The organism is Parviterribacter kavangonensis, from assembly GCF_056863335.1.
In genome coordinates this window covers 798,963-815,399 of sequence record NZ_JBXPJA010000001.1, presented here as the reverse complement: position 1 = coordinate 815,399, position 16,437 = coordinate 798,963, and the positions used below count along the sequence as shown (strand labels likewise).

Below are 16,437 nucleotides of genomic sequence, written 5' to 3'. Positions count from 1 at the left end.
GGCGCTAGTCCGCGGCGACGCGCTCGATGCGCGCGCCCAGGTCGCGGAGGCGCTCGTCGATGCGCTCGTAGCCGCGATCGATCTGCCAGATGTTCGCGATCTCCGACCGGCCCTCGGCGCAGAGCGCGGCGATGAGGATCGCCATCCCCGCGCGGATGTCGGGCGAGGACGCGTTGATCCCGCGCAGGCGCGAGGGTCCGGTGACGATCGCCCGGTGCGGGTCGCAGAGCACGATGTCCGCGCCCATCATCCCGAGCTTGTCGGTGAAGATCAGGCGGTTCTCGAACATCCACTCGTGGATCAGGATCGAGCCCGCGCACTGCGTCGCCAGCGCGACCGCGATCGACGTGAGGTCCGCGGGGAACGCCGGCCAGGGACCGTCCTGGACCTTCGACTTGTACTCGCCGAGGTCGCGGGAGACGACGAGCGTCTGCTCCCCCGGCACGACGAGGTCGTCGCCGTCGGCCTCGGACAGCAGGCCCAGCCGCCCGAACACGAGCCGGATCATCCGCAGGTCGTCGTGCATGACGTCCTTGATGCGGACCTCGCCGCCGGTCACGCCGGCGAGCGCCATGAACGAGCCGATCTCGATGTGGTCCGGGCCGACGTCGTGGACGCAGCCGTGGAGCTTGTCGACGCCGTGGACCGTGAGGACGTTCGAGCCGATCCCGTCGATCCGCGCGCCCATCGCGCTGAGCATGCGCGCGAGGTCCTGCACGTGCGGCTCGCACGCGACGTTGCCCATGACGGTCGTGCCCGGCGTCAGCGCCGCGGCGAGCAACGCGTTCTCCGTCGCCATCACGGACGGCTCGTCCATGAAGACCTCGCCCGCGCGCAGGCCGCCCTCGGGCGCCAGCAGCGTGATGTGGCCATCGAGGACGTGCTCGGCGCCGAGGGCGCGGAAGGCGTCGAGATGCGGGTCGAGCCGGCGGCGGCCGATGACGTCGCCGCCCGGCGGCGGCATGACCGCACGGCCGGCGCGCGCGAGCAGCGGCCCGGCGAGCAGGAACGACGCGCGGATGCGCTCGGACAGGACGGGATCGACCTCGCCGCTGTCGGCGATGTCGGCGGCGCGGATCGCGACCTCGTTCTCCGCGCGCCACTCGACCGACGCGCCGAGGTGCTCGATGAGCTCGAGCATGGTCTGCACGTCCCGGATGCGCGGGACGTTGCGGACGACGACCTCCTCGTCGGTCAGCAGGGACGCGGCAAGGATCGGCAGCGCGCCGTTCTTGTTGCCTGCGGGCGTGACGGTGCCCGACAGCGGCACCCCGCCCTCGATGACGAACTTGTCCATGACGGGAGGGGCTAGGGTAGCCAGGACCATGCCCACACCGGTTTCGCGCGACGCCGCCTGGACCCTTCTGACGCAGTGGGTTGACAGCCCCTCGCTGCGCCGCCACTGCCAATCGGTCGAGGCATCCATGCGCGCGTACGCCGCGCGGAACGACGAGGACGTGGAGCTGTGGGGCGCCACCGGGCTGCTCCACGACATGGACTACGAGAAGCATCCGGACATGACGGCCGACGACGGGCATCCCCGCACGGCGCTGCGCGTGCTCGAGGAGGACGGCTGGCCGCCGGAGCTGATCCGGGCCGTCGCGTCGCACGCCGACTACCTCGGCGTCGAGCGGGTGTCGCCGATGGAGAAGACGCTCTACGCCGTCGACGAGCTGTCCGGCTTCGTCGTCGCCTGCGCCGCCGTCCGGCCCGAGGGCATCCACGGCCTGACCCCGAAGTCGGTCAAGAAGAAGCTCAAGCAGCCGTCGTTCGCGGCCGCGGTGAACCGCGAGGAGGTCCGCGCGGGCGCCGAGGAGCTGGGCGTCGACTTCGACGAGCACCTGCGCATCGTCATCGCGGCCCTCGAGGACCGCGCCGACGAGCTCGAGCTGCACGGCAACGCCGGCGCCGCCGCGTAGCGCCGCCGTTCGCGCAGCCTCAGGCGGCGCCCCTCCAGCGGCCGCCCGCCTTCGCCCACTCGAGCAGGTGGTCGATCTCGCAGAAGCAGTCGGCGATGCGGTGCTCCCCGCGGTGCCGCACGAGCAGGACGGCGCGGTCGCCGAGCGGCCCGGCGCACTGCGCGCAGCGGCCCAGGCCCGCCACGGCGTCGTCGTCGACGCCGTCGAGCTTGCCCGGATCCCAGTGGGCGCCCTGGATGATCCAGGGGACGATGTGCTCCAGGCGGCAGAACACGGCCCTGCGCGTTCCCGCCGGCTCGGCCGCGCGGAACCCTCCGTCCCGTTCGACCGCGACACCGCACCAGCTGCACTGATCGGCCATCGGAGGGAAACGTAATCGAGACGCAGGACGGGTAGCCTCGCGTCCGTGCCCGACCCGATCACCATCACCGTCCTGGAGGGCGACGAGACGGGGCAGGAGCTGCTCGACCAGGCGCTCCGGGTCCTCGATCCGGACGTCCTCGGCCTGCCGCTCGAGCTCGAGCGTTTCGACCTCTCGCTCGAGCACCGGCGCGAGACGCAGAACGCCGTCGTCGACGAGGCCGCCAAGGCGATGCGCCGCTCCGGCCTCGGCATCAAGGCGGCGACGATCACGCCGGAGGGCAAGGACGACGTCGGCTCGCCGAACCGCCTGCTACGGGAGGGGATCGACGGCAAGGTCATCATCCGCACCGGCCGGCGCATCCCGGGCGTCGTGCCGCCGCTCGGCGGCGTCTCGTACCCCATCAGCATCGTCCGGATGGCGGTCGGCGACGCCTACGGGGCCGAGCAGTGGCGCGAGACCGTCGACGGCGACGAGATCGCGTTCCGGACGGAGCGCATCAGCCGGTCGGTCTGCCACGCGACCGCCGAGTACGCGTTCCGCACCGCGTCGGCGATGGGCGCGAAGGTCTACGGCGGCCCGAAGTGGACCGTGTCGCCGGTGTACGAGGGGATGCTCAAGGAGGAGCTCGACGCCGCGGCCGAACGCCACCCCGAGGTGACGTACCAGCCGGTCCTCATCGACGCGACGTACGCGGGGCTCATCAGCGGCGCCGCCGACCAGCCGCTCGTCATCCCGGCGCTGAACCGCGACGGCGACTGCCTGTCGGATCTCGTGATGCCGATGTTCGGGTCGATCGCGGGCGCCGAGTCGGTGCTGCTGGCGTTCGACGACGACTACGAGCTCGACGTCGCGATGGCCGAGGCGCCGCACGGCACCGCGCCGGCGCTGCAGGGCAAGGACGTCGCGAACCCGATGGCGATGATCCTCGCGTGCGGGGCGCTGCTGCACTACGCGGCGCAGCGCGGGCACGAGGGCGCCGAGCGCGGCTCGCGCGCGATCTACGAGTCGGTGCTCGAGGCGACCGCCGCGGGCGTGCGCACCCCGGACCTCGGCGGCCACGCCGGCACGACCGAGTTCACGACCGATGTCGTGACGCGGGTGCGGACGAAGCTCGAGGTGTGGGCTTCGCTCGGCTCGCGTTAGCGCTGCTGCCGACCGGCAGCCCGGCCTCCGCGCGCGCCTGCAGCTTGAGGTGGCGCTTGCGCCGCTCCCGGTAGATCAGCCGCTGCACCCACAGCGTCAGGATCCCGGCCGTCAGGATCGCGCCGATGTTGAGCGCGAGCTGGGCCTGCGAGCCGCGCCACGCCTCCCAGTCCTGGTACGCGAACGCGACGCCGATGTTCGCGGCCGCCGGGATCGTCGTCACCGAGATGAGGACGCCGATGAGCGCGCCCGACTTGGCGGTGCTGAGCGAGAGCATCCCGGCCATCCCGGCGCAGAACGCGACGAAGAACGCGAAGAAGTCGGGGTTGGAGATGCTGTCGGCGAGGCTGTGGTCGTCGGCGCTGAACGCATCCGGAGTGACGCCCGTGGCCTTGAACGCGAGCGATGCCAGCCACACCGCGGTGATCGCGAGCGGGAACCCGATGAGGAGCGGCACGAGCGACCGCACCGCGAGCCGGCCGCGCCGCTCGACCGCCGCGACGCAGAACGCCGCGATCGGCCCGAACTCGGGCCCGACGACCATCGCGCCGACGATGAGGATCGGCTGGTCGAGGTAGATGCCGACCGAGGCGATGAGCCCGGCGAGGACCATGAAGATGAGGAAGGTGACGCTGAGCCGGGACTCCTCCGAGGTCCGTGACTCGATGTCCTCCCACAGCACCGCGTCCGCGGGGACGCCCGGCGCGTCGCGTTCGGCCTGCACGGCGAACTCGGAGAGCAGGACCTCGATCGGCTCGATGCTGATCGCCCCGCACTTGTGGATGCCGAGCTCCTTGAGGTCGCCCACCAGCACGCTCGCCTCCTCGCGCGGGACGTCGGCGAGGAGCATGTCGCCGGGCGGATCCTGGACCGCGCCCTCGAGGTGGACGACGTGGCACGCGGTGCCGACGCGCCGCAGCAGCTGAAGCGCCTGCTGCGCCTCGGCGTGCGGTGCGATGACCCGCAGGTGGACCACGCGCGCACCCTACTCCGCGGCCGGTTCACGACCCGTTCACGAGGAAGTTCCCGCAAAGAACGGGGTTCTCGCGGCGACCGGAAGTCAGTCCTGCAACTTCGGTTGCGAACCACCCGTTCCGTCCGCCCGGATCCTCAACCTTGCGAACGCATGTTCCCCCCACGCCCCACATCGGATCCGGCCCCGCGGATGGGAGGCGAGACGCGTACCCAGCGTCGCGCTGCCGCGCCGGCCGGCAGCCCGGAGACCGGGCGTTCCGAGCGTCCGCGCAGTCGCTGGCGCGAGACGCTCCTGCACGCCGTCGACCTGTGCGTCGCCTTCATCACCCTCGCCGACGATGACTCCGTCGCGAGCGCCGGCACGCCCGTCGATCAGGCCGTTCATCCCCACCGGCAGCCGCTGCGGTCCCAGCGAGGGCCGCGGCGGGCCGGTGCGGCGATGGCCCGCCACCAGCCGTGCCTCTCCCCCGTCGGCCGCACGCCGTCGACGGCCCCGAAGCGCCGCGCCCGCCTCTAGGCGCACCTCCTAGGCTGGTCGCGTGCCCGCCGACCAGCACGTGATCCGCCTCGCCTCGCCGGAGGACGCGCGGGCGATCGCCGAGGTCCACATCCGGACGTGGGACGTCGCGTACCGCGGGCTCGTCCCCGACGCGGTCATCGACGCGGTCACGCTGGAGGAGCGCGAGGCGAAGTGGCGGGAGATCGCCGCGAAGCCGTGGCCGCTCTTCGTGTCCGAACGCGACGGCGCGATCATCGGCTTCCTCTCGATGGTCATCCCGAGCCGCGACGAGGACGCGACCGACGACACCGCCGAGATCGGCGGGCTCTACGTCGATCCGTCGCAGTGGCGGACCGGCATCGCGAAGGCGCTCGTCACCCGCGCGCTGAGCTGGCTCGCCGACGACGGCGCCTGGTCCGACGTGACCCTCTGGGTGCTCGAGGCCAACGAGCGCGCCCATGCGTTCTACAGCGCCGCGGGGTTCGAGCCCGACGGCGCCCGCGGCACCTGGAAGGGCCTGCCGGACGTGCGCCTCCGCCGCGCGGTCACGCTCCACGACTGAGCCGGCGACGGGGTACGAGAGCCTCGCCCGGGCCGGGGCGAAGTTCACCGATGAAGGCGATGGCCCGCCCGTAGCGTCCGCGCGGTGCCTCGCCTTCGTACGGGCGGTGCCCTCGCCGCCCTGCTGGTCCTCGTGCTCTCGGGAACGGCGTCCGCTACGACGTTTCGCTTCCCCGCCGCCGCCGACACCTCCGTGTCGGCGGCGGCCCCCTCGGATGCGTACGGGACGAGCACCGCCCTGAGGGTCGACGGCGACCCGCTGCGCCGCGCGTACCTGCGCTTCAACGTCTCGGGCCTCGACGGCCCGGTGAGCCGGGCGACGCTGACGATGTGGTCGTGGAGCTCGACCGCCATGGGCATCACCGCGCACGCCGTTGCCTCCACGTCGTGGAGCGAGGCCGGGATGACGTGGTGGACGCAGCCGGGGCTCGGCGCGCGGGCCGGTGCGAGCGGGCCGTTCTCCGCGGGCGCGATGATGGGCGTCGACGTGACCCCGCTCGTCGCCGGCAACGGGACGATCGCCGTCGGGCTCGCGACCACGAGCACGGCGTCGAAGACCTTCGACAGCCGGGAGGCGGGGCGGCAGGTGCCGACGCTGGTCATAGAGACCTCGCCGGGGTCGGCCCCCGCCCCGTCGTCCCCGTCCGGCAGCGACGTCGTCATCGCGGCCGCGGGCGACATCGCCTGCGATCCGGGCAGCGGTGACTTCAACGGCGGGTTTGGGCAGGCGTGGGCCTGCCGCCAGAGGGCGACGTCGGACATGCTGCTCGCGCGCCGGCCCGCCGCCGTGCTGCCGCTGGGCGACACTCAGTACGAGAGCGGTGCCCTCTGGGCCTTCTCCGGCTCGTACGACCCGTCCTGGGGGCGGCTGCGGTCGATCACCCGCCCAGTCGTGGGCAACCACGAGTACGGCACCCCGGGCGCCGCGGGGTACTTCGACTACTTCGGCTGGGCCGCCGGCGACCGATCGCGCGGCTACTACTCGTACGACCTCGGCGCCTGGCACCTCGTCGCCCTGAACTCGAACTGCTGGGCGGTCGGCGGCTGCTGGGCCGGCTCTCCGCAGGAGCGGTGGCTGCGGGCTGATCTCGCCGCGTCGTCGCGCAGCTGCGTGCTCGCCTACTGGCACCACCCGACCTTCACGTCGGCGGAGCGTGGCGGCGCCTGGGAGACCCGGCCGCTCTGGCAGGCGCTGGACGAAGACGGCGCTGACGTGGCCCTCACCGGGCACGAGCACCTCTACGAGCGCTTCGCCCGCCAGGACGCGACCGGCCGAGCCGACGTGGACGGAATCCGCCAGTTCGTCGTCGGAACGGGCGGCAAGAGCCTCTACGGCGCGCCGTCGACGCGCGCCCCCAACAGCCTGGTCCTGGACGCCGGGCACTTCGGCGTCGCCTTCCTCACCTTGCGTGCGGGAACCTACGACTGGCAGTACCAGACGATCGACGGAGCCGTCCGTGACTCCGGGTCCGGCACCTGCTGACCGACCCGGAGCCTCAGAGCTCGCGCCGCATCGTGGGAGCCGGCCCGAACCGCGTCTCAGCCGTCCCGGTGACGACGAACCCGAGCTTCTCGTAGAACCTGAGCGCGTTCTCGTTCGCGACGACGGTCATCGCCGTGCTCCCCGCCGCCCGCGCCCGGGCGAAGGCGTCCTCGAGAAGCGCCCGTCCCACCCCGTGGCGGAGGAGATCCGGCGCGACGAAGAGCCCATCGAGCTCGAGCACGAACGTCTCTCGCGCCGCCGCCGGACCGGAGAGGTCGGAGGAGGCGGCCGAGGAGAGGTCTTGCGCCGGGAGAACGACGGAGAAGCCGGCGACGCGCCCCTCGATCTCGGCCACCCGCACGGCGCCGGCCTCGAACCACGCCTCCTCCACGACGATCGCGTCAGGATGGGCGTCGACATCCGCCCGATGGTCCTCCCAGATGCGCGACGACTGGCGCTGAAGAGCCTCAAGGGCCTCCCGTTCCTCGCGCCGCCCGTCGCGGATCTCGATCGTCATAGGCCCTCAGGCTACGGCGCTTAAACGCGGCGAGCCGCCCCGAAGGGCGGCTCGAGCCAGCACGCTATGACGAAAGTCAACCGGCAGCGACCTACTCTCCCGGGCCCTTGCGAGCCAAGTACCATCGGCGCTGAGGGGCTTAACTTCTCTGTTCGGAATGGGAAGAGGTGTTTCCCCCTCGCCATAGCCACCGGAAAGGCGAGAGACGCCTCCCCAACGGTCCCTCAAAACCACACAGCAGTCACATCTCGGTGGAGAAGGCGGAAAAAATATCCGTCAAGCCCTCGACCCATTAGTACCGGTCTCCTACGCAACTCACGTTGCTTCCAGATCCGGCCTATCAACCTGGTGGTCTACCAGGGGTCTTACTCCTTCTAGAGGATGGGAGAGCTCATCTCGAGGCCGGCTTCCCGCTTAGATGCCTTCAGCGGTTATCCGATCCAGACGTAGCTAACCAGCGGTGCCCTTGGCAGGACAACTGATACACCAGAGGTCCGTTCACCCCGGTCCTCTCGTACTAGGGGCAAATCCTCTCAACTCTCCAACGCCCACGGCAGATAGGGACCGAACTGTCTCACGACGTTCTGAACCCAGCTCGCGTACCGCTTTAATGGGCGAACAGCCCAACCCTTGGGACCTACTTCAGCCCCAGGATGCGACGAGCCGACATCGAGGTGCCAAACCGGGCCGTCGATGTGGACTCTTGGGCCCGATAAGCCTGTTATCCCCGGAGTACCTTTTATCCGTTGAGCGACGGCACTTCCACTTGCTACCGCCGGATCACTAAGGCCTGCTTTCGCACCTGCTCGACCTGTCAGTCTCGCAGTCAAGCTCCCTTACTGCCTTTGCACTCTACGCACGATTTCCAACCGTACTGAGGGAACCTTTGCGCGCCTCCGTTACATTTTGGGAGGCGACCGCCCCAGTCAAACTACCCGCCTGACACTGTTCCCCACCCGGATTCACGGAGTGAGGTTAGAAGTCCAGTACACCAAGGGTGGTATCTCAAGGGTGGCTCCACGCCAGCCGCAGCCGGCGCTTCAAAGCCTCCCACCTATCCTGAGCGAGATGCACCGAACCCCAATACCAGGTTGTAGTAAAGGTTCACGGGGTCTTTCCGTCTAGCCGCGGGTACTCGGCATCTTCACCGAGACTGCAATTTCACCGAGCCCTTCGTTGAGACAGCGTCCAACTCGTTACGCCATTCGTGCAGGTCGGAACTTACCCGACAAGGAATTTCGCTACCTTAGGACCGTTATAGTTACGGCCGCCGTTTACCGGGGCTTAGCTTCGGTGCTTCGGGTCAAGCCCTAACACCTCCACGTAACCTTCCGGCACCGGGCAGGCGTCAGCCCCTATACGTCGTCTTTCGACTTAGCAGAGACCTGTGTTTTTGGTAAACAGTCGGTTGGACCTATTCACTGCGGCCCCCTCGAGCTCCACCCGCAAGGGGCTTCACTCTACTAGGGCGTCCCTTCTCCCGAAGTTACGGGACAATTTTGCCGAGTTCCTTAACGAAGGTTAGCTCGCTCACCTTAGTATTCTCTACTTGCCCACCTGTGTCGGTTTTGGTACGGGCACGCTGCTCCTCGCCACGAGGCTTTTCTTGGGGGCATGGCTTCAGCGACTCGCCGGCCTTTGGCCAGCTGGCATCGCACCTCAGGTTATGCGGCTCCGCATTTACGGAGCCACCCCTACATGCTTACTCCAGGACAACCATCGCCTGGTACGCATAGCCTTCCCCGTCCCCCCTTGGGTCAACGGAAACAACGTGGTACAGGAATATCAACCTGTTGGCCATCGACTACGCCTTTCGGCCTCGCCTTAGGACCCGACTAACCCTGAGCAGACGAACTTTACTCAGGAACCCTTGGGCAATCGGTGGAGGGGATTCTCACCCCTCTTTCGTTACTCATGCCGGCATTCTCACTTCCCAGGCCTCCACGGCTGGCTTACGCCGCCGCTTCACTGGCCAGGGAACGCTCTCCTACCACGCGCCGTAGAACGACGCATCCGCAGCTTCGGGGGATGGCTTGAGCCCCGTTGAATTCTCCGCGCCCGAACACTTGACCAGTGAGCTGTTACGCACTCTTTCAAGGGTGGCTGCCTCTAAGCCAACCTCCTGGTTGTCTATGCACTCGGACATCGTTCTCCACTTAGCCATCACTTAGGGCCCTTAGCTGGCGGTCTGGGCTGTTTCCCTTTTGACGCTGAAGTTTATCCCCCAGCAACTGACTGCCCCGGTACACGTAACGGTCTTCGGAGTTTGCCTGAATTCGGTAACCTGGTAGGGCCCCTAGTCCAAACAGTGCTCTACGGCCGCAACGCATCTTACGGGACGCTATACCTAAATATATTTCGGAGAGAACCAGATATCACTGAGCTTGATTAGCCTTTCACTCCGACCCACCGGTCATCCGCCCAGTTTTCAACCTAGGTCGGTTCGGTCCTCCACGAGGTCTTACCCCCGCTTCAACCTGCCCATGGGTAGCTCGCTCAGTTTCGGGTCTAGCGCCTACGACTCAATCGCCCTGTTCGGACTCGCTTTCGCTACGGCTCCGCTCATCGCTTAACCTTGCCGCAGACGGCTAACTCGCCGGCTCGTTATGCAAAAAGCACGCCGTCACAACCGAAGTTGCTCCGACCGCTTGTAGGCGTACGGTTTCAGGTACTATTTCACTCCCCTTCCGGGGTACTTTTCACCTTTCCCTCACGGTACTAGTCCGCTATCGGTCACCTTGGAGTACTTAGCCTTGGAGGGTGGTCCCCCCGGGTTCAGACCGCGTTTCACGTGTGCGGTCCTACTCAGGAACATGTGCTGGAGGTTGCCGATTCCGCCTACGGGACGATTGCCCTCTTTGGTGTTCGGTTCCACGAACTTCGGCTATCTGCGCAACTTGGTAACTCCAGCCAGGCCGGTCATGACCTGGACCACATGCCCTACAACCCCGAACACGCAACGCATGACCGCTTGCACGTGCTCGGTTTGGGCTGATCCGCTTTCGCTCGCCACTACTAACGGAGTCTCGTTGATTTCCTTTCCTCGGGGTACTGAGATGTTTCACTTCCCCCGCTTGTCCCCAACCTGCCTATGTGTTCAGCAGGAGGTAACGCCGCATTACCAGCGTCGGGTTTCCCCATTCGGGCATCCACGGATCACAGGCTATTCAGCGCCTACCCGTGGCTTATCGCAGCCGTTCACGCCCTTCATCGACTCAAGGTGCCTAGGCATCCACCATACGCCCTTACTATCTTGACGGTGAAACTTGCCTTTTCCACGTTCGATCGCGAGTGGGCTTATCGATCCACTCACGATCACGATGTGACTACTGTGTAGTTCTCAAGGACCGCCGAGGAGGCTGTCGCACAGGACTTGCGCGACGGTCTCTCAAAACTCAACAGCATGCCGCCGGCCGCGGTCCCCGAAGGAACCGGTAGTTAGATGTGGCCGGCCATGTCCGGTCGACGTTCCAGGCCATCCGGGCGTGTCGTCGAGACGCGCTGGGCCGACGGACGTGCCGAAGCACGTGGAGGTCGGCGTCGCTCTCGTCGAGCGTTTCCGAACGGGCTCCCGAAGGAGCTTCCCTAGAAAGGAGGTGATCCAGCCGCACCTTCCGGTACGGCTACCTTGTTACGACTTCACCCCAGTCACGAGCCCCACCTTCGACGGCTCCCTCCCCAAAGGGGTTAGGCCACCGGCTTCGGGTGTTGCTCACTCCCGTGGTGTGACGGGCGGTGTGTACAAGGCCCGGGAACGTATTCACCGCGGCAATGCTGATCCGCGATTACTAGCAACTCCGCCTTCATGGAGGCGAGTTTCAGCCTCCAATCCGAACCGAGACGCGCTTTAAGGGATTCGCTCCACCTCGCGGTATCGCAGCCCTCTGTACGCGCCAATGTAGCACGTGTGTAGCCCTGGACATAAGGGGCATGATGACTTGACGTCATCCCCGCCTTCCTCCGGTTTGTCACCGGCAGTCTCGTATGAGTCCCCAACTTAATGCTGGCAACATACGACGAGGGTTGCGCTCGTTGCGGGACTTAACCCAACATCTCACGACACGAGCTGACGACAGCCATGCACCACCTGTGATCCTGCCCCGAAGGGAATCCCTGTTTCCAGGGAGGTCAGGAACATGTCAAGCCCAGGTAAGGTTCTTGGCGTTGCGTCCAATTAAACCACATGCTCCGCTGCTTGTGCGGGCCCCCGTCAATTCCTTTGAGTTTTAGCCTTGCGGCCGTACTCCCCAGGCGGGACACTTAATGCGTTAGCTTCGGCACGGAGGGAGTCGACACCCCCCACACCTAGTGTCCATCGTTTACGGCGTGGACTACCAGGGTATCTAATCCTGTTTGCTCCCCACGCTTTCGCGTCTCAGCGTCAGTACCGTCCCAGCAAGCTGCCTTCGCCATTGGTGTTCCTCCCGATATCTGCGCATTTCACCGCTACACCGGGAATTCCACTTGCCTCTTCCGGACTCGAGCTCAGCAGTATCCATCCGCCTCCCGGGGTTGAGCCCCGGGCTTTCAGAACGGACTTACTGAGCCGCCTACACGCGCTTTACGCCCAATGATTCCGGACAACGCTAGCCCCCTACGTATTACCGCGGCTGCTGGCACGTAGTTAGCCGGGGCTTCTTCTGAAGGTACCGTCACTTCAGCCGGCTGTTAACCCGCGAAGCTTCGTCCCAACTGAAAGAGGTTTACAACCCGAAGGCCGTCTTCCCTCACGCGGCGTTGCTGCGTCACGCTTTCGCGCATTGCGCAAGATTCCCCACTGCTGCCTCCCGTAGGAGTCTGGGCCGTGTCTCAGTCCCAGTGTGGCTGATCGTCCTCTCAGACCAGCTACCCATCGCAGCCTTGGTAGGCCATTACCCCACCAACAAGCTAATGGGCCGCGGGCTCATCCCGTTGCGGAGGCCGAAGCTTCCTTTCCCCCAAGGGGCACATTCGGTATTAGCCCGGGTTTCCCCGGGTTGTCCCGATCAACGGGGCAGATGACCCACGTGTTACTCACCCGTTCGCGGCTTTGCCCCGGGCCGAAGCCCGGTTCGTCGCTCCACTTGCATGTGTTAAGCACGCCGCCAGCGTTCGTCCTGAGCCAGGATCAAACTCTCCGTGAAGAACTGCGTTACTACCGGCCGGCTCCGAAGAACCGACCGTCACGTAGAGCTGTCATGGCTGGTTGCGATGCCGTACACCGGCTTCGCGACCATGACGGGTTCATTTCATGTCCATCGATGCCGCTGGCGGTCATCGATGGATCGGACATAGTCGAACCGACGTCACGCAGTCCGAAGACCGCGCCGACCCCGAGGGGTCGAGTCGATTCGCGCATGCTGTTGAGTTTTCAAAGACCGCCGTGCCTCCGGAGAAGGGGACTCCTTCTGCTGGCACGCCCGACCGGAGTCGGGAGCGGATCGAGCAGTATAGCGCGGGTTCGATCGGCTGGAGAACTCCCTGGCCGCCGAACACGCCACCGTCACTGCGCGTCGAGGACTATAGCGACCCGACGGACGATCACTTGAGCCGCAGACGGCGGAATCGCCGCTTGCCGACCTGCAGGACGGCCCCGTCGAGCCGGTCCGGCGGCAGGTCCTGGTCCCCCGGCCCGAGCGGGTCGCCGTCGAGCCTGATCCCGCCCTGCCCCAGCAGCCGCCGGGCATCCGAGCGGGAGCCTCCGAAGACCTCTGCCACCAGCGCCGGCAGGTGGACGGACCCGTTGTCAACGCTGAACGACGCCTCCTCGATCTCCTCGGGCATCCCGCCCGAGACGAAGACGCGGTCGAAGTGGGCCTCGGCCGCCGCGGCCGCCTCGTCGCCGTGGAACCGCGCCACGAGCCGCCGGGCGAGCTCCCGCTTGCGGTCGCGCGCGGAGCCCTCGGCCAGCGGCTCTGACAGCAGCAGCGCCTCCCAGTCGGCGATCGTCGCGTCGGGGATCGACAGCGTCTTGCCGTAGACGTCCTCGGGCGCGTCGGTGACCCCTACGTAGTTGCCGACGGACTTCGACATCTTCTCCACGCCGTCGGTGCCGACCAGCAGCGGGGTCGTCAGCACGGCCTGGGACTCCATCCCGTACGCGCGCTGCACGTCGCGCCCCAGGAGCAGGTTGAACTTCTGATCGGTGCCACCGAGCTCGACGTCGGCCCGGATCGCGACCGAGTCGTAGCCCTGGCAGAGCGGATAGAGCAGCTCGAGCAGCGAGATGGGCTCGCGCGCCGCCCAGCGCTTGGCGAAGTCGTCGCGCTCGAGGATCTGGGCCGCCGTCGCGGTCCGTGCGAGGCGGAAGAACTCCTCCATCGGCATGTCGAGCCACTCGGAGTTGCGCCGGACCTCGAGCAGGTCGGGGTCGTCGAGCAGGACCTTCATCGCCTGCTCCTGGTACGTGCGCGCGTTCGCGTCGATCTCCTCGCCGGAGACGACCGGCCGCGTCTTCGACCGTCCGCTGGGATCCCCCACGCGCGCGGTGTAGTCCCCGACGATCATCACGACGCGGTGGCCGAGGTCCTGGAACTCGCGCAGCTTCTGCAGGACGACCGTGTGCCCGAGGTGGATGTCGGCCGAGGTCGGATCGAGGCCGAGCTTGACCCGCAGCTGCCGTCCCTGCGCCAGCTTGCGCTCGAGCTCGCCCGCGGGCAGCGCATCCACGGTGTTCCGGGTCAGGAAGGCGGCCTGCTCATGAGCGCTCGTCACGTCCGCTGATGCTAGACCTGTTGCGCCGCATGTCGGGCTCCGATGCCGACATCCACGAGTTCCCCTCGGCGCGCCCCAGGGTCAAGAAGCTCCGCCTGCTCCTGGTCGTGGCGGGCGTCGGCCTGCTCGCGATGGTCTCGACCGTCTTCGGGATGATGATGGCCGTCGCGTCCGACCTGCCGAGCCTCGAGAACCGCGAGGAGTTCAAGTCCGCGCACAACTCCGTCCTCGTCGACGTCCACGGCCGCCGGCTCGGCATCCTCACCAGCCCGGAGAACCGGATCCTCGTCTCGCACGAGGAGATCGCGCCCGCGCTGGAGCACGCGGTCATCGCGATCGAGGACAAGCGCTTCTACGAGCACGAGGGCGTCGACATCCGCGGCATCGCGCGCGCGTTCGTGCAGGACATCATGAAGCGCAAGGCCGCCCAGGGCGCCTCGACGATCCCGCAGCAGTTCGTCAAGAACGCGCTGCAGGCCCAGGAGTCCCGGACCGTCTTCCAGAAGCTCCGCGAGGCGGCGATGGCGTTCCACCTCAGCCGCAAGTGGTCCAAGAGCAAGATCATCACGGAGTACCTGAACGCCATCTACTTCGGCAACGGCGCGTACGGCGTCGAGTCGGCGGCGCGGACGTACTTCGGCAACGAGCCGTGGCACCAGGGGTGCGGCACCGCCAAGCGCCCGTGCGCGAAGGAGCTGCGCGTCGCCGAGGCCGCGCTGCTGGCGGGCGTCATCTCGTCGCCGAGCGGCTACGACCCGGTGAGCCACAAGCTCGCCGCCGAGCGCCGCCGCAACCTCGTGCTGCAGCGCATGCGCGACCAGAACTACATCACCGAGGACCAGTACCAGCAGGGCATCCAGACCTCGCTGCCGACGAACATCTCGCCGCCGCGCGAGAAGTCCGAGACGCCGGCCTCGCCCTACTTCACGACGTGGATCAAGCAGCAGGTCGTCGATCGCTACGGCGCGCGGCGTGCGTTCTCTGGCGGCCTGAAGATCCGCACGACGCTCGACCTCGACCTGCAGAAGGCCGCCGAGGCGGCGGTCACCAAGTGGCTGCCGAACCCGGACGGCCCGACCGCGGCGCTCGTCGCGATCGACAACGACACCGGCGAGGTGCGCGCGATGATCGGCGGGCGCGACTACAACGAGCACCCGTTCAACCTCGCGACGCAGGGCCAGCGCCAGCCCGGCTCGTCGTTCAAGCCGTTCATCCTCGCCGCCGCGCTGCGCGACGGCATCAGCCCCGGCTCGACGTGGACCTCGAAGAAGAAGGTCATCCACAGCAAGGCGCTCGGCTGCGACTTCACCGTCAACAACTACGAGGACGCGTACGCGGGCGTCACCACGCTGCAGAACGCGACGACGTTCTCCGACAACTCCGTCTACGCCGAGGTGGGCCTCAAGGTCGGGCTGTCGAAGATCGCCAAGCTCGCCGCCCGGATGGGCGTGCGCACGCCGATCAGCCGCAACTGCGCGATGACGCTCGGCGGCCTGAAGGAGGGCGTCACGCCGCTCGACATGGCGCACGCGTACGAGACGTTCGCAACCGGCGGCCGGAAGATCACGGGGTCGCTCGGCCCGCCCGGCGGCCCCGTGGGCATCCGCGACGTGTGCCGGCTGAAGCGCCAGAGCCTCACCGACTGCGCCGACGAGGTCGACGAGAACAAGCGCAAGGCGACGCGGGTGCTGACGCCGGGCGTGGCGGACACCGCGACGCAGATCCTGGGCACTGTCGTGTCGTCGGGCACCGCGGTCCGTGCGCGCCTCGACGAGTTCGCGGCCGGCAAGACCGGCACGACTGAGAACTACGGCGACGCGTGGTTCGTCGGGTTCACGAAGCGCATGACCGTCGCGGTGTGGGTCGGCTACGCGGACAAGCTGCAGCCGATGACGACCGAGTACCGCGGCCAGCCGGTCGCGGGCGGCACCTACCCCGCGGACATCTGGCACGACTTCATGGTCACGGCCAGCGAACTGCTCGAGAACCGCGAGAACGCCGACCGCGAGAAGCGCGGCCTGCCGCCGCTCGAGGAGACGACGACCACGTCGACCACGCCCGTCACCCCGACGACGCCCGGCTCGCCGGAGCCGGCGCAGGGCGAGACACCGGCGCCGACGCCCGGCGACGCGCGGCCCGAGACGCCGCAGGCGCCCGCGCAGGGCGAGACTCCGCAGGCCACCGGCGGCGGCACCGGCGGCGGCGACACGCCGGCCCCGGCCCCCGCGCCCGCCCCCACGCCGTCCAACGACGCGGGTGGGACGGCGGCCCCGCCGGGGTAGC

At 67.7% G+C, this 16,437-nt stretch carries 10 protein-coding genes and 3 rRNA genes; 5 read left to right on the top strand and 8 right to left on the bottom strand.

Going from position 1 to position 16,437, the window contains the following annotated elements; all coding sequences use genetic code 11:
- Positions 1-4: 4 nt before the first annotated feature.
- Positions 5-1,297, bottom strand: a complete 1,293-nt coding sequence (gene murA / locus AC1UE4_RS04080; RefSeq protein WP_482915945.1) for a UDP-N-acetylglucosamine 1-carboxyvinyltransferase — start codon at positions 1,295-1,297, stop codon at positions 5-7.
- Between the two features lie 28 nt (positions 1,298-1,325).
- Between murA and AC1UE4_RS04075 the strand changes: the two genes are divergently transcribed.
- A complete protein-coding gene (locus tag AC1UE4_RS04075) occupies positions 1,326-1,919 on the top strand; it encodes an HDIG domain-containing metalloprotein (protein WP_482915944.1) in 594 nt (197 codons plus the stop codon).
- A 19-nt stretch (positions 1,920-1,938) separates the two neighbouring features.
- On the opposite strand, the gene AC1UE4_RS04070 is transcribed toward AC1UE4_RS04075, so the two are convergent.
- Positions 1,939-2,280 (bottom strand): hypothetical protein, encoded by a 342-nt coding sequence (locus AC1UE4_RS04070; RefSeq protein ID WP_482915943.1) that lies wholly within the window; start codon positions 2,278-2,280, stop codon positions 1,939-1,941.
- A gap of 45 nt (positions 2,281-2,325) precedes the next feature.
- Here AC1UE4_RS04070 and AC1UE4_RS04065 point away from each other — a divergent pair, with 45 nt between their 5' ends.
- Positions 2,326-3,426, top strand: coding sequence for an isocitrate/isopropylmalate family dehydrogenase (locus tag AC1UE4_RS04065; protein ID WP_482915942.1), 1,101 nt, complete (start codon positions 2,326-2,328; stop codon positions 3,424-3,426).
- Here the strand turns inward: AC1UE4_RS04065 and AC1UE4_RS04060 are convergent.
- Positions 3,359-4,402, bottom strand: coding sequence for a DUF389 domain-containing protein (locus AC1UE4_RS04060; RefSeq protein WP_482915941.1), 1,044 nt, complete (start codon positions 4,400-4,402; stop codon positions 3,359-3,361). The genes AC1UE4_RS04065 and AC1UE4_RS04060 overlap by 68 nt on opposite strands.
- A 538-nt stretch (positions 4,403-4,940) precedes the next feature.
- Here AC1UE4_RS04060 and AC1UE4_RS04055 point away from each other — a divergent pair.
- Complete coding sequence (locus tag AC1UE4_RS04055; RefSeq protein ID WP_482915940.1) at positions 4,941-5,462, top strand: GNAT family N-acetyltransferase; 522 nt, start codon at positions 4,941-4,943, stop codon at positions 5,460-5,462.
- Positions 5,463-5,546: 84 nt separating this feature from the next.
- A complete protein-coding gene (locus tag AC1UE4_RS04050) occupies positions 5,547-6,944 on the top strand; it encodes a CBM96 family carbohydrate-binding protein (protein ID WP_482915939.1) in 1,398 nt (465 codons plus the stop codon).
- 13 nt (positions 6,945-6,957) lie between these two features.
- Here AC1UE4_RS04050 and AC1UE4_RS04045 read toward each other — a convergent pair whose 3' ends face one another.
- The 5 genes from AC1UE4_RS04045 to tyrS form a co-directional block, all read right to left on the bottom strand.
- Positions 6,958-7,461 carry a GNAT family N-acetyltransferase gene (locus AC1UE4_RS04045; protein WP_482915938.1) on the bottom strand — a complete coding sequence of 168 codons (504 nt, stop codon included), beginning with the start codon at positions 7,459-7,461 and terminating at the stop codon, positions 6,958-6,960.
- A gap of 78 nt (positions 7,462-7,539) precedes the next feature.
- Positions 7,540-7,656: ribosomal RNA gene (rrf, locus tag AC1UE4_RS04040) — 5S ribosomal RNA — on the bottom strand.
- A gap of 77 nt (positions 7,657-7,733) precedes the next feature.
- A 23S ribosomal RNA gene (locus AC1UE4_RS04035) occupies positions 7,734-10,720 on the bottom strand.
- A 330-nt stretch (positions 10,721-11,050) separates the two neighbouring features.
- Positions 11,051-12,584, bottom strand: a 16S ribosomal RNA gene (locus AC1UE4_RS04030).
- Together the 16S, 23S and 5S rRNA genes form the textbook arrangement of a ribosomal RNA operon.
- Positions 12,585-12,981: 397 nt before the next feature.
- The gene (gene tyrS, locus AC1UE4_RS04025) at positions 12,982-14,154 is read right to left on the bottom strand and encodes a tyrosine--tRNA ligase (protein ID WP_482915937.1); all 1,173 of its coding nucleotides are present in this window, start codon (positions 14,152-14,154) and stop codon (positions 12,982-12,984) included.
- A 29-nt stretch (positions 14,155-14,183) separates the two neighbouring features.
- Here tyrS and AC1UE4_RS04020 point away from each other — a divergent pair, with 29 nt between their 5' ends.
- The gene (locus AC1UE4_RS04020; protein ID WP_482915936.1) at positions 14,184-16,436 is read left to right on the top strand and encodes a transglycosylase domain-containing protein; all 2,253 of its coding nucleotides are present in this window, start codon (positions 14,184-14,186) and stop codon (positions 16,434-16,436) included.
- Position 16,437 lies beyond the last annotated feature (1 nt).